The organism is Nitrosovibrio sp. Nv4 (assembly GCF_900215485.1).
Classification (GTDB): Bacteria; Pseudomonadota; Gammaproteobacteria; order Burkholderiales; family Nitrosomonadaceae; genus Nitrosospira.
On the sequence record NZ_OCMZ01000002.1, the window covers coordinates 1146351 to 1159629 of the forward strand.

General features: G+C 52.3%; 15 protein-coding genes. 10 read left to right on the forward strand and 5 right to left on the reverse strand.

Annotated features, from left to right (window positions below):
- Positions 1-94 precede the first annotated feature (94 nt).
- The gene (locus CRO05_RS15925) at positions 95-298 is read left to right on the forward strand and encodes a hypothetical protein (protein ID WP_235001442.1); all 204 of its coding nucleotides are present in this window, start codon (positions 95-97) and stop codon (positions 296-298) included.
- Positions 299-519: 221 nt separating this feature from the next.
- Here CRO05_RS15925 and CRO05_RS13560 read toward each other — a convergent pair whose 3' ends face one another.
- Entirely contained in the window at positions 520-747 is a 228-nt protein-coding gene (locus CRO05_RS13560; protein WP_097067659.1) for a hypothetical protein, read from the reverse strand.
- Positions 748-1160: 413 nt separating this feature from the next.
- Complete coding sequence (locus tag CRO05_RS13565) at positions 1161-1466, reverse strand: M28 family peptidase (protein WP_097067660.1); 306 nt, start codon at positions 1464-1466, stop codon at positions 1161-1163.
- A gap of 473 nt (positions 1467-1939) precedes the next feature.
- Here CRO05_RS13565 and CRO05_RS13570 point away from each other — a divergent pair, with 473 nt between their 5' ends.
- Positions 1940-2482 carry a THUMP domain-containing protein gene (locus CRO05_RS13570; protein WP_097067661.1) on the forward strand — a complete coding sequence of 181 codons (543 nt, stop codon included), beginning with the start codon at positions 1940-1942 and terminating at the stop codon, positions 2480-2482.
- A gap of 112 nt (positions 2483-2594) precedes the next feature.
- On the opposite strand, the gene CRO05_RS13575 is transcribed toward CRO05_RS13570, so the two are convergent.
- Entirely contained in the window at positions 2595-3113 is a 519-nt protein-coding gene (locus tag CRO05_RS13575; protein ID WP_097067662.1) for an O-acetyl-ADP-ribose deacetylase, read from the reverse strand.
- A gap of 574 nt (positions 3114-3687) precedes the next feature.
- Between CRO05_RS13575 and CRO05_RS13580 the strand changes: the two genes are divergently transcribed.
- Together CRO05_RS13580 and CRO05_RS13585 are read left to right on the forward strand one after the other, a co-directional pair.
- Positions 3688-4236 carry an iron-containing redox enzyme family protein gene (locus CRO05_RS13580; protein WP_159462750.1) on the forward strand — a complete coding sequence of 183 codons (549 nt, stop codon included), beginning with the start codon at positions 3688-3690 and terminating at the stop codon, positions 4234-4236.
- The gene (locus CRO05_RS13585) at positions 4233-4568 is read left to right on the forward strand and encodes a hypothetical protein (RefSeq protein WP_097067664.1); all 336 of its coding nucleotides are present in this window, start codon (positions 4233-4235) and stop codon (positions 4566-4568) included. Before CRO05_RS13580 ends, CRO05_RS13585 begins: the two co-directional genes overlap by 4 nt.
- 16 nt (positions 4569-4584) lie before the next feature.
- Here CRO05_RS13585 and CRO05_RS13590 read toward each other — a convergent pair whose 3' ends face one another.
- On the reverse strand, positions 4585-5424 hold the full coding sequence (locus CRO05_RS13590) for an alpha/beta hydrolase (protein ID WP_235001443.1): 840 nt from the start codon (positions 5422-5424) through the stop codon (positions 4585-4587).
- A gap of 209 nt (positions 5425-5633) precedes the next feature.
- Between CRO05_RS13590 and ppa the strand changes: the two genes are divergently transcribed.
- The 4 genes from ppa to CRO05_RS13610 all read left to right on the forward strand — a co-directional run bounded on the left by ppa (position 5634) and on the right by CRO05_RS13610 (position 9722).
- Positions 5634-6182 (forward strand): inorganic diphosphatase, encoded by a 549-nt coding sequence (ppa, locus tag CRO05_RS13595; RefSeq protein WP_097067666.1) that lies wholly within the window; start codon positions 5634-5636, stop codon positions 6180-6182.
- Between the two features lie 253 nt (positions 6183-6435).
- Complete coding sequence (locus CRO05_RS13600; protein ID WP_097067667.1) at positions 6436-8103, forward strand: ATP-binding protein; 1668 nt, start codon at positions 6436-6438, stop codon at positions 8101-8103.
- A 136-nt stretch (positions 8104-8239) separates the two neighbouring features.
- Positions 8240-8842, forward strand: coding sequence for a GNAT family N-acetyltransferase (locus CRO05_RS13605; RefSeq protein ID WP_097067668.1), 603 nt, complete (start codon positions 8240-8242; stop codon positions 8840-8842).
- A 127-nt stretch (positions 8843-8969) separates the two neighbouring features.
- A complete protein-coding gene (locus CRO05_RS13610) occupies positions 8970-9722 on the forward strand; it encodes an intradiol ring-cleavage dioxygenase (RefSeq protein WP_097067669.1) in 753 nt (250 codons plus the stop codon).
- A gap of 21 nt (positions 9723-9743) precedes the next feature.
- Here CRO05_RS13610 and lon read toward each other — a convergent pair whose 3' ends face one another.
- The gene (lon, locus tag CRO05_RS13615) at positions 9744-12131 is read right to left on the reverse strand and encodes an endopeptidase La (protein WP_097067670.1); all 2388 of its coding nucleotides are present in this window, start codon (positions 12129-12131) and stop codon (positions 9744-9746) included.
- 424 nt (positions 12132-12555) lie between these two features.
- Between lon and CRO05_RS13620 the strand changes: the two genes are divergently transcribed.
- Both CRO05_RS13620 and CRO05_RS13625 read left to right on the forward strand, forming a co-directional pair.
- A complete protein-coding gene (locus CRO05_RS13620) occupies positions 12556-12867 on the forward strand; it encodes a hypothetical protein (RefSeq protein WP_097067671.1) in 312 nt (103 codons plus the stop codon).
- 40 nt (positions 12868-12907) lie between these two features.
- Positions 12908-13267 (forward strand): cupin domain-containing protein, encoded by a 360-nt coding sequence (locus tag CRO05_RS13625; protein ID WP_097067672.1) that lies wholly within the window; start codon positions 12908-12910, stop codon positions 13265-13267.
- Positions 13268-13279: the final 12 nt, after the last annotated feature.

Here is a 13279-nt window from a genome sequence, read left to right on the forward strand (position 1 = left end):
ACAAGCCAGTTGCGTCCATTTGCTTTCCATATAGAGCATGAGAAAAAAGCAAGGTAACGGGTTTCTTTATTCAGTGTAGCAAAAGCAAGTTGTTATGCATGACGAAGAAACGCGGGTAACGGATGCAATGTTTTGCGTGATGCCGGACAATCTTCAGATCCTTGGTAAGAAACGCCGCCTGGCCGTCCAGGTCAGCCTGCGGAACTCGGCCCGCTATAACGTGTTGCTTGCATCGCAGGAGTCGAGCTATGCGACCGGACAAGTGTTTGGGATGTCGGGCGGAGAGGGAAACCCGTAGGGCATTACAACCGATGGCCGCAAACATTAGCAGCGCGCGCCGGCCAAGACCTTGCGCATCTGTGCTGTTTCAGCACTGCCTGGCTGAGATGGTGTTTTATCAATCCAGATGATTTGGCAAGATCAGATTCCCAGACTAGCGCACCTCGCTCAAGCCGAGTATGGTGCGGCACAGAATTGGAGGCAGATAGGCAAGGTAGACGTCTTGAGGGAGACGGCTCGCTACTTGGACCGCATTTCGCCTTTGCGCACCCACACGCCCCGCTCCTCGCAGCGCAGCAGTTCACTGCCGCTCAGCACATACTGATCAATCCGGAAGGCCACATTATTGAAATAACACACACCAACCTCCAGTTCGAGGTCAAGCGAGATATCCTCGTACTCGTCGAAGATAGGGGAGGTGTTGAGTTCGGGGTCTTGGGCACCGACTTGAGGCACATGATCGGGCATGATCTCTTTCCTTTAAAATGGACTGAAGGCTTTGTGACCGAAGGCTTTATACAAGCAAATAAAAAACGCCGGGGTCACAACGCAAGCGGTTATGCGAGGCCGATGTGACACCAGCGATTCCTTTCACGCTGGTCATTAATTTCCAGGCAATTGCGCAAGCAGATTTTTAACTCGGTCGTGCAACGAAACTGGAGATCGCCATGGTAAGCCTCGCCGGTGCTGCGAGCAAGATGAATGTCGATAGCGGTAACCTGAACAGTGCCATTCTGTCCAGTATACGTAGCACCTAAAAAAGAGGTGTGTTCGATTTCGCCAATCCGCCCTTGCGCTACATCCCAAATTCGACCCCTCGCGTCGGGATGAGTCCGACAAGCTGCGAGGATGACGGATATCCATCATATGGGCGCTGTACATTACAGACTCTCGTCGTCGGCCAGCTTGATCAGCATCCCCGCTAACCCCTCCACCACGGTCGCCATGCGGCGGTAATCCAGCTTCTCTGGCGTGTCCTGAGGCGCATGGTAGTGGGGATAACGGAAGAAAGCAGTGTCCGTGACCATGAGCGCCGGGTACCCCTCCCGCCAGAAATTAAGATGATCGCTCCAGTTCACGCCGGGCAGCCAGCCAAAGGTTGCCGTTCCCTCCACCGGGAAATCAGTACACTCCTTGAATGCGGCCAGGGCTCGCTTGAGCAGCCGGCGCGAGCGCAGGTTGGCCACGAAGGCGATGAAGTTACCCCGATCCGGGCGACCACGGCCGAGGAAGGGCGGATATTGCTGGCTTCCGGATTCGTCCCTATAGCAACCCAGCCTCCCTATGCACTGCGGAGGACGGCGTTGGCAGATCAGTAATTGTAGGTCAGGTTAGCGAAGCGTAACCTAACATGCGAAATTTACTTTTTTCATGATGAGATAACACGCAATGGGCAAGCGTCGCAGCAAATCGCGCGCGACCAAGCCATACCGCTCTTCGACCAGCCAGATAAGAGGAATTATCCGGTTCTTTGTTGGAGTTACGCTCCGCTCCAAGCCAAACAAGCCAAACCTGCCACTACTCCGCCAGCGGCTCCAGCCACGCCTCCTTTGAAGGGGTTCAAGCTAGGCAGCAGAAAATGCAATGTACCTCACTCAAATGAGTAATATAGTGAAAAGCGCTCCATCTATCCATCACCAGCTTATGAACAGGAGGAAAGATGAGAAACTGGAACGTAATCGTAACCGTGGCGACAGGACCGGGCCGTCAATCCAGGGTCTTGGGGCAATTACGTCGCCTTGGTCATTTTGAGCGCACCGAATTTAAAAACGTGTGCTTAGGGCATGTCGAGAATGTGACCCAATTCCTGGAGACGCTGCGGGAAGCGCGCGAAAACGAAAAGCCCTGGTTTTCCGATGTGGGACGCGCCATTCCAGTCGAGCAAACCTTTTCCTTCACTCCCGAAACCCTGACCGAACAGCTCAAACAGGGGATAGCGCCTTTCATAGAGCGCATGTCGGAGGGCAGTTTTCACGTGCGGCTGGAGCGGCGCGGACTGCACGGCCAAGTAATGAGCCAAGAGGTGGAGCGCCAGGTGGGCGAGCACATGAAGGCGTTGGCAGAAGCAGCGGGCAAGCGGCTGCAGGTATCGTTCGCAACTGCCGACTATGTCATTGCAGCAGAAACGGTAGGCACTGAATGCGGCGTCGCCCTGTTTGATCGCGCCTTTAGGGCACGCTATCCATTCGTGCTAACGCACTGAAGCAGCCGGATTAAGCCATCCATATAGCTCTCCTTCCCAGTCGGCTTCACGCAGTCTCGCGGCGATGGTGTTGCGTCGTGCTGGTCGGGCTCCATCGGCCCTGAACGAATTATTAAGCCGTCCACTCATTCAATGCCTGTTGATATAACTGAAGGTCTTGCTCGGAGAAACAGCAAAACAACACTTCTTTGAGCGAAGTCTCAGTTTCAACAAACTTCCGCACCGTTTTGACCGCTGTTTCCGCAGCAGATTTAGCCGGGTAACCATATGCACCGGCGCTGATGCACGGAAACGCAACTGAACTCAAGCCGCTGGCAACAGCAATTTCCAGACTCCGCCGATAACAGGAAGCAAGCTGTTCTGGTTCATTGCTTTTTCCTCCATGCCAGATTGGACCAACGGTATGAATGACGTGCTTTGCCTTTAAACGGTAGCCTTTTGTGAGCTTTGCATCTCCAGTTTTACAACCCCCAAGCAACTTGCATTCCTGCAACAACTCCGGGCCCGCAGCCCGATGGATAGCGCCATCAACGCCACCGCCACCCAGCAATGACGAATTGGCCGCATTCACAATTGCATCAGTTTCCAGCTTTGTAATGTCACCACGAATGGCACGGAGCCTTGTTGTCATCGTTGTGGCCTAACCTTAACTTTTATAAATCGCAAAACGCAAATTTAACATGGCACCCTTTCGTTTAACATCCCCATACCTGCGTCCTGTCACATAGAGTTCGGCGAGCGCGACAGTCGGCGCCTAGCCAACCCCGCTATGCAAAGCAAAGCTCACATGGGCGGCTACTAGACAAAGTTGCCTTTTTCTTTTCGGATATCTATAAAAAACTTAATGCCTATTTAATCCTGCACGTAAATCGGCAGCACATTTGATCAGGTAATCAGGTAATAGCGTTGACTCAGAATTCCAACCATACGAAAACGTATAAAAAGTTTTTGCACCGGCATCTTGCATGAAAGGTTCGAGTCATATTGGCGCTGAAACTAGCCAAATTCAACTCTGATTGAGAAGCTATGCTATTGAATTTGTGCGAAGGAGAATAGCTATGACAACCAGTACAGTACCCGTTACACAATAGCTCAAGAATCTCCAAGAGGAGTATCGAAGCCTGGTCAGACAAAGCGCTTTCTTTAAAAAAGTGGCTTCGGCGTCTTCCGCTGAAGACTTCCAATGGATTTAGCAGTTGTATTATTTGTCCTCCGACTTTACCGCGGCAGTGGCATTGCGCTACGGCAGTTGCCGAGATCCACGTTTTCGTGATGCTTTCGGCGAACATGCCGCGGAAGAAGTGATGCATCCCGCAGACTTAACCGAATGGATGCGTGAGTTCGGTTTTCTGGCCGCTGACGACGAACCGTTGTCGGTTCCACCGACCTTCGAAACTCTGGCGTTAGGCTCGTATTTTCTTCGCTCGGCTATTCGCGAGCCGATACCCCATCAGATTGTCACGCTTAATTTGATGATTGAGGGAATGGCATGTGATTTCTACGGGGCCATGAACCCGAAATTAGACGAATTGGGCTTGACTCCCAAAGGCTACTGGGCGGTTCATGCGAAAGCGGATATGAAACATCAAATTTTAGGTCTTGACCTGATTCCGCCATGTGATCCCGATTCCCCTAGTGGCAGATCATACGCTCGGACCGCTTGGGAAGTGGCAAGCCTTTGGGTTCAGGAGTTCGAGGCATGGAGTGATGTTCCAGTCGAACGAAGACTTAAACTCCCCTCCCCGGCAGAATGATCATTGAGCAGGGCTTCTACGAAAACGTCGAGGGCAACCCGACTCAGCAGGTATCGGTGGAGGTGGCCTGCGCCTTGGAGGGACTCAACGACGCCTACGCGGTCACACACACCTCAGACGATAAGCGCGCCAAACGCTACCACCGATGCATCTGCACGGGGCTGGCATATCTGCTCAGGTTGCAATGCACCCGCAACGGAACAGAAACGGAACGGGGCGGGTTCGGCCTGACCCCCGAAAATCGGACGCAGAGGATTGACATTACGGGCCATGCAGCCAACGCCTTCATGAAGAGCGTAGAGAATGGCATCGAACGTGCATTGCCGCCGTGAGACATCAAATTATAAATTATGGCGAGATGCCTGAATTCTCTCGAATAAAGTCGCCCAATGCTTCCTGCCAGTCTTCCTGCATGTAAATGAAACCGTTGTTGTGCCCCCCCTGCAATTCCAGAAATTGCTTTGGATCGGGCGCTGCTTCATATAGTGCCCGGCCTTGCTCAAATGGCACAATTTCATCTTGTGGACTATGCGCAATGAACACCGGGCAATTAACACTCCGCAAATACTCCAGGGTGTTGTATTCGAAACGGGACAGTAGCCGTATTGGCAGAAAAGGATAAAGCTTCGCTCCCATATCGGGTACGGAGGTGAACGCAGAAGCCAGCACCAGCAAGGCCGGCTTTTCGCGCGCTGCAAGCCATGCTGCTACCGCCGCGCCCAGGGACTCGCCAAATAACACAACATTGGAGGGTACTATACCTTTTTTTTCAGTCAGATACCGCCATGCCGCCTGAGCATCCCGATATGTGCCCGACTCTGAAGGTACCCCGCTACTTTGCCCATAGCCGCGATAATCGATAATAAAGGTATTGTAGCCAAGGCGGTAAAACATCAACAGATAACCCATGCGATGCGAAATGTTTCCGGCGTTGCCGTGAAAAAACAGCACTGTCCCCGCTGCGTCGGGTGCAGGAACAAACCAGCCATGCAGGATTTCGCCGTCATCGGTAGCAAGCTCCACAGTCTCATAGGGGAGCCCCAGATCATCCGGCGTCTCGGTGATGCTGCGCCCATATTCAGGATAATAGACAAGCCGCGGCTGTACAAAAAATATAACCGCGGCGAAAACAACATAGGTGATAGCGACCATAATGCCTAAACTGAACAGCATTCGTATGGGTGACATATATTGAAAATCAAATCCGGCAATTGACGCTTATTATTCAGTTTAGCTAGCCACGAAGACCTTTGCGCCGCTCGACCTTCCTACCGTTATAGTGAATTCGCTACCCGGGCGATGGCGGATGCGATGCCGGATTTCGGTTTAAATGGATCAGTCCCCCGGGCCTCCCGGTTATAATAAGCCACTATACGCAACCAACAACAGGAACGCCGATGAATCTTGACCGCGTAAGTTCTGGCCGGGACGTGCCAAGCGATTTCAACGTCATCATAGAAATACCCATGAATGCCGATCCCATCAAGTACGAAGTGGACAAGGAAACCGGCGCGATGTTCGTGGATCGTTTCATGTCAACGTCTATGCACTATCCTTGCAACTACGGTTATATTCCTCACACCCTTTCAGAAGATGGAGATCCCGTGGACGTGCTGGTGATTTCGCCAGTTCCGCTCATTTCCGGCGTAGTAGTGCGCTGCAGACCTCTAGGCATGCTAAGAATGACCGATGAGGCCGGTGGAGATGCCAAAGTTCTGGCCGTGCCTATCGACAGGCTTTGCGGCCTCTACCGCGACGTTAAATCGCAAGCCGATCTTTCGGAACTGGCGCGTTCACAGATCGCACATTTTTTCGAACACTACAAAGATCTGGAACCAGGCAAATGGGTCAAGATAAATGGCTGGGCAGGGGTCGCAGAAGCTGAAGTGGAGATCACGAGCGGAGTAGACCGTTATAACTCTGCGAAGAAAAAACCGATGTTTTAGATCATTTAACCAATACCGGGAAAACGAGCCATATAAGTCCGCTGACGCCTATTCATCGATCTCGACTACTTCGACAACTTCTCGGTGGCGCCCCTAAAATCCAGGGTCATTTCCATTATTCCTCACAATCGATCTTGCCTTATTTGAACTCCTAGCCTGTCTCTTGTAATAGCAGGTGACGTGCTGAGCATTGCGCAATTGCTGAGGCGCCCCATGCTATGGCAGGCTGGTCATATTAGAGGATGGCGAGAGGATGCAAATTTTCGTTAACAGAATTCCCGAGCGCAAAACGTTTCATTCTCTCCTGTTGGGCCAAGAGGATCCTAACGTGCTCGTTTATCACGGTATCAGCGGCATAGGCAAGACGACTTTACTCAGAAAGCTACGTAACGAAATAGCTGAGGATGCCAACATCGGGGCGATTAGCGGTTCGGTTAATTTTGCGGAACCGGAGTATGGGCGAGCAGATGAGGCGCTGAAACGGCTGCGCCGCGAGTTGGCGGTTGGCGCTAAAGCGGCAAAAACCTCGCTGATGTTCAACGCATTCGACTTGGCGATCTATGCCTACACTGATAAAGCGTTTGGGGCGGAAAGGAGCAAACCGCTTGCCGATGAGCTTAGGCAGCTTTCGGATGGACCGCTTCAATGGATGCTGAGGAAAGCTGCCGGGCCGGCGGGCGGCTATATCCCTGTCGTCGGATCACTCTTTCGGGATGTGGTAAACCAGGCCATTGATCATATAAAGAAAGAGCATGCACTTGCTGCGGCTCCATGTGAGGTAGAGCTTCGGCAATTGCAGTGGATGGATGATGCCGAAATACTCCAGTTGCTCCCATCTTTTTTTGGCCATGACCTCACTCTGTATAAACAGCGATCGGATGCTCTGCATGTAGCCATCTTCATGGACTCATACGACAAGCTTTGGGGAGGACTTGAGGCGGAACAGCATCGACGAGGCACTGCCATGCAGGACGAATGGGTTCGTCAATTAATCATAAACGTGCCTCGTGTACTATTTGTCATTGCGGGACAAAATAAGCTTAACTGGGAAAATTTATCGCAGACTCATACGGCAAGACCAGAGCAATACGAGTTGAGCGGACTTCAGCGTGAGGACGCTTTCCAATTTCTCAAGCTGCACGGCATTGACGATCAGAGCTCTCTCAGTGACATCTTCAAAACGACGCAAGGGCATCCGTTCTGGCTGAAGCTGGTTACGGAGCGATACCTTCGAGCTGTGCGCGACGGTTGTCCGATTATTCCCGTCATTCTAGGCATGGATGAGGCGAGTCTGCTCGATAGCTTGTGCATTGGCCTAACCCGGGAAGAACAACAAACAATCAAGCAATTGTCAGCGGTTGTCTATTTCGACGAAGCGTTATTCAAGCGCCTGCTTTCCGGGCCATTGGAAACGGGATATCCAAAACAACGCTTCGGGGACTTTACCCAACTCTCGTTCGTCGAGAAATTGACGGATGAGCATTACGCAATTCATAGCGTTATGAAAGCCCCTATGTTGCGCGAGCTCGAGAAGAAAGATCCGGGTATCTTGCAGATGATACGGAATGCGCAATCCAGATATTTCCAGGAAAAGGGACTGCCCTTTGGCGTCGACCCTTTAATACAGGGATACGACGACGTGGCAAGGATCCTTAACGACTATGATGCGGGGCTAATCAGTACGGAGCAATTGCAACTATTCCTCGACAGTGAAGTTTTTTCAGAAATCCTGGAAGCTGCCACGAGAACGCGCTCGGAAATGGAAATCGTTAAAAAGTGGATTGAAAGTCTGCGCGAAACAACCAAAAAAATGGAAGATATTGGACGCGCGCTACGTGCCGATGCGGAAAAGACGTTAAACGAAGGCGAATCAGTCACCCCACCCAAGCTTTCCGATAGTTCTGAATCTGACAAAAACTGACTCTAAAAAGAATCACCGGCTTACAAACTCGTTTTGCTTAACGGAAAATACTCCGGGTCTCATTTTTCAGAGTGTAAACGGGTAATGTTATCAATATAATCGACATACTTCAGAGTATAAGCGGTCTGACAAAAAAATGAGTTGGCTCGAACCGATAGAATTGAAGGGGAAAATTGTTACCCTTGATCCTCTTGACATTAGCCATATCGAGCCTTTAAAGGCTGCGGTAATGGACGGGGAGTTCTGGAAGCTCTGGTTTGCAAATGTGCCCTCTCCTGCCCAGATGGAAAGCTATGTAATTAATGCTGTTGAAAATGCCAGGAAAGGAAATATCGCGTTTGCAGTCAGACAAAACAATACAAACAGAGTCGTAGGCACCACCCGCTTCTACAACGTGGACGAAACGAACAGGAGGGCTATGCTCGGTTACACCTGGTACGCAAAATCAGCCTGTAAAACAGGCGTGAATACAGAAAGCAAGCTGTTGTTGCTTGAACATGTCTTTGAGCAAAAAAAAGCCATTGCGGTAGAGTTCAGAACACACTATTTTAATCAGGCCTCTAGAACCGCGATTGAACGACTGGGCGCCAAACAGGATGGAATTTTACGCAACCACCAAATAATGCGTGACGGCTCAATTCGTGATACGGTTATCTACTCGATACTCCAGCATGAGTGGCCGTCGGTGAAAAACAATCTGGTGTGCAAGCTTTCGCTTAATAAACCAGCTACTCTTTGAATAATTGAAAAAGATGCATAATCTGCCTTGCCTGAACTATTTCCGAATTCAGGAACTTCGAAAGCAGCAAAGCCGTCAAAGTAAATGAAATTGACATCTTGCTGACGCAACAGTCAAGGAAGACAGCATGAACGCGGAAGATTGCCAGAAGTGGTTGATGAGTCGAAGGAAAATGCTTGCTTTACTCAGCGTAACGGGAATTAATATGCTCAGCGGATCTTCATTCGGTAATTCTGCCGGCAGGGAAACAGTTCAAAGGGCACTCTCATGTGTCGTCACCCCTCAGCAGACCGAAGGCCCTTATTTTGTTGATGAGCGTCTGCATCGTTCGGACGTTCGGACCGATCCTTCTGATGGCTCGATAAAAGAAGGGCTCCCGCTCGCACTCGAGATTCGCGTTTTCGCGGTTGGCGGCGACAGGGGAGCCGACTGCAAGCCGATCGCAGGCGCCGTTGTGGATATCTGGCATTGTGACGCGCAGGGGATTTATTCTGACGTCATGGATGACCATTTCAATACGGTCGGGAAAAAATTTCTGCGCGGGTATCAGGTAACCGACAAAAACGGCAGTGTACGATTTATCACTATTTATCCTGGCTGGTATCCCGGCAGGACGGTTCATATTCATTTCAAGATCCGCACCGATCCGAAATATATGCAGGCCCATGAGTTTACGTCGCAACTCTACTTCAATGACTCGATTACGGATTCGGTATATGCACAGCAACAGGCGTATGCCAGAAGGGAGGCTTACCTGACCAGAGCGAGAAATGAAGATGACAGCATATTCCGTCAGGGCGGAGACCAGTTAATGCTCAAACTTGTCGAGACGGGCGAGGGGTATGCGGCAACTTTCGACGTCGGACTTGAACTCGCCTGAATGACTAACTACGAATCAGACTCAGACAAGCTTGAACTCGGACCCGGCGCGACTCGCACCCCGCTGCCCTAGCGATGCCTGGATGGCATCACTCACTGTTTCAAGAAAAACGAATTGCAGTGTGGAGCGCGCCGCTTCGGGTACATCCCTCAAATCTTTCTCGTTACGCGCCGGCAGCAGTACCGCACGTAGACCGGCACGCTGTGCCGCAAGCACCTTCTCCTTGATTCCTCCCACCGGCAACACCAATCCGCGCAGACTGATCTCGCCTGTCATCGCTACGTCATGATTCACTGGCCGGTCGGTAAAAAGTGAAGCGAGCGCTACGAACATGGCGACTCCGGCGCTTGGACCATCTTTGGGAATAGCGCCTGCCGGCACGTGCACATGCAAGTCGATGCCCTCAAACATCGATGCCGGGATTTGTAAATCGCCCGCGCTCGCCTTCACGAGGGTCAGCGCCGCCTGAGCGCTTTCCTTCATGACGCCGCCAAGCTGCCCGGTCAGAATCAACTGTCCGCGCCCGCTCACTCGCGTCGCTTCGATGAAAAGAATATCGCCGCCTACCGGCGTCCAGGCAAGGCCGGTAGCCACACCCGGCAGGCTGGCACGCAGCCCGATCTCATACTCGAATTTTGCAGGACCCAGGATAGCGTCCAAATCGCCGATGTCGATACGCACCTTGAACTGCTCACCATCAGCAGTGTGATCGGCAATGCGCATGGCTGCGTGGCGCATGACACGCCCGATCTCGCGTTCGAATTGGCGTACCCCCGCCTCACGGGTGTAGTTCGCAATAATGCTGTCCAGTGCTTCGACCGTAATTTCATATTGCTCTTCGCTCAGACCATTAGCCTCGCGTTGACGGGCCACCAGGTATCGCAGACCGATCTGGAGCTTTTCCTCCCTGGTATAACCCGGAAGATCTATGATTTCCATGCGGTCGCGCACCGGCGGCGGCACGTTATCAATCACATTTGCCGTGGCGATGAAAACAACGCGGCTCAAATCAAAGGGTACACCGAGGTAATTATCCCGAAACGTCGAATTCTGTTCCGGGTCGAGCACTTCAAGCAACGCCGCCGAAGGATCCCCGTGAAGACTTGCTGACATTTTATCGACCTCGTCAAGCATCATCACGCAGTTGCGCGCGTTGGCCTTGCGCAAGCTTTGGACAATAGTGCCCGGCATCGCGCCGATATAAGTGCGGCGGTGTCCGCGCATTTCAGCTTCGTCGTGCACGCCGCCCAAAGACACGCGCACGAATGGCCGTTGCAATGCGCGGGCAATGCTCTGACCGAGCGAGGTCTTGCCTACCCCTGGCGGACCGACAAAACATAGAATCGGCGCGCGTCCCTGCGGCTTCAACTTTTGCACTGCCAGAAATTCGACAATGCGCTGCTTGACGCGCTCAAGCCCGAAATGATCCGCTTCGAGAATCTCGCGTGCGGCGTTCAGATCGATCGGCGCGTCCTCTGGCAGCCGCCAGGGCAGCTCGGTCATCCATTCAAGATAAGTATGGAGCATTGAATATTCGCTTGAGGCTGAAGGCATGCGCTTCAGCCGCTGCAATTCTTTTCGTGCCTGCACCTCGATTTCATCGGGCATGCCGGCCTTGGCGATGGCCTCGTCCAGCTCTGCAATCTCCTGATCCTCGCCTTCGGTTTCGCCAAGCTCCTTCTGGATCGTTTTCAGTTGCTCACGCAACAGAAATTGCCGTTCCCGATCCTCCAGGTGTTCCTTGGTACGTTCGCCGATCTCCTGAGAGAGCCTGAGCACCTCAATGCGGCGCGACAGTATCTGCAGCACCTTTCGCAACCGTTCCTCGGTACTGACAGTTTCCAGCAGCAGCTGCTTCTCGGCCACTTCCGTATCGAGCAGGCTGGCCGCAATATCGGCCAGATGCGATGGCGCCCGTGTGGCCTGGAGCGCGTGAGCCAGCTCCGCCGGCACGCCTGGCAACAGCGACAGGATTTCGATGGTGCGCTCGCGTAGTTGCATCGCAAGCGCCTCGGCCTCCGTGGATACCTCGGCTGGTTCGCCGATACGCCGTATCCGGGCAGCTAAAAATGGATAACCCTCGACCAGTTCTTCAATGCAGAACCGCTCCAAACCCTGGCACACAGCATGACGCAGTCCGTCCGTCGAAGTAATATGCCGGACGATATTGACTACGGTACCCATGTTGAACAACGCATCGATTCCCGGCTCATCGACAGCCGGGTCCTTTTGCAGAACGATACCGAGCGGGCCTTTAGTGTGCAGGGCATGTTCCACCGCGGAGATCGATTTGGCACGGCCTACCGTAATAGCCGTCAATACGTGTGGAAACAATACAATGTTGCGCATGGGCACCAGCGCGATCACATCCTGGGGTAATTCGAGACTGGTTACATTAGACTGTTCCATAACGACTCCCTTGGCGTTAGCGGTTCTTCAGGAAGTTGCATAGTCGGATGCCGGATGGGCCCACCCCTGTGGCAAGCGGCCCGTTGGTGTTGCAGCAGTTAACTGCAAAGTCGGGATGAACGACGAAAATTTACGTTTTCACATCTTCAGTCTAGCATCGGTCGACCGAGCGTCAACTTGATCGGGATTTTGCCTGATCCAACAGGTTACCTTCGGCACGTATGACAAGCAACCACTATAATGAATGAGGCAGAGCATGGGGTGCCATATTCGGTATTTGATCCATTGCATTTTGCCAACGCTGAAGCGCAGGCCACCGCCGTGCCCTCGCAACATTGCTCACATTCAAGTTGCCGAGGACGCAGACTTCATACGGTCGAGCTCATGGCTGTCCTTGGCGGCACAATCAGTTACAGAGGATTAAATGAGCAGATACCTCGTCCAACTCGACTTCACTTCATTCATAAAATTCAATTCTCTGGCGTTCGCTTGCGCTAATACGCTTTTTTCTCCTTTCAATGCATTTTTCACTTTTCAGAGCAGCGGTATCAACACGGCAATTTTCGCGCTCCTTTTAGCGCCGTTCGCCGGTCTGCTTCTGGGAATGATCTTTGGTGCGCTCGCATTCCCGCTGTACAGGTTACTGACCACTCATAGCCAATTCCTTGCTTCTCTTTCAGGCACATTTCAGGAAGTACCGAATGGCCCGGCGAATGAGCCTGTTACTGACGACTAACCGTACTACACTACAAAATCTGTCCAGCAAGGAGTTCCCATTGAAAGTTAAAGCGACCTTTGAAGAAGTATTTTCCCGCATCCCCGGTCCTGTCACCGTCGAATGGCCGATGGGGGAGCGTTTTGCGGTGGCTCTTGCTCACGGCACCATGTCGGTCGAATATTACGCCCCCATCGGCCACGATCCGCAAACTCCGCATGAACAGGATGAGGTTTATTTCATCCATCGGGGAACAGGCGAGCTTGTCATCAGCGGCAATCGACACTCGTTCAAGGCCGGGGACTGCCTTTTTGTGGCGGCTAACGTTGAACACCGGTTCGAGAATTTCTCCAGCGATTTTGGGACCTGGGTGGTATTCTGGGGAGCAAAGGGTGGTGAAAATGGTGTTGAACGCTCGTAATCGGCTGCTGAT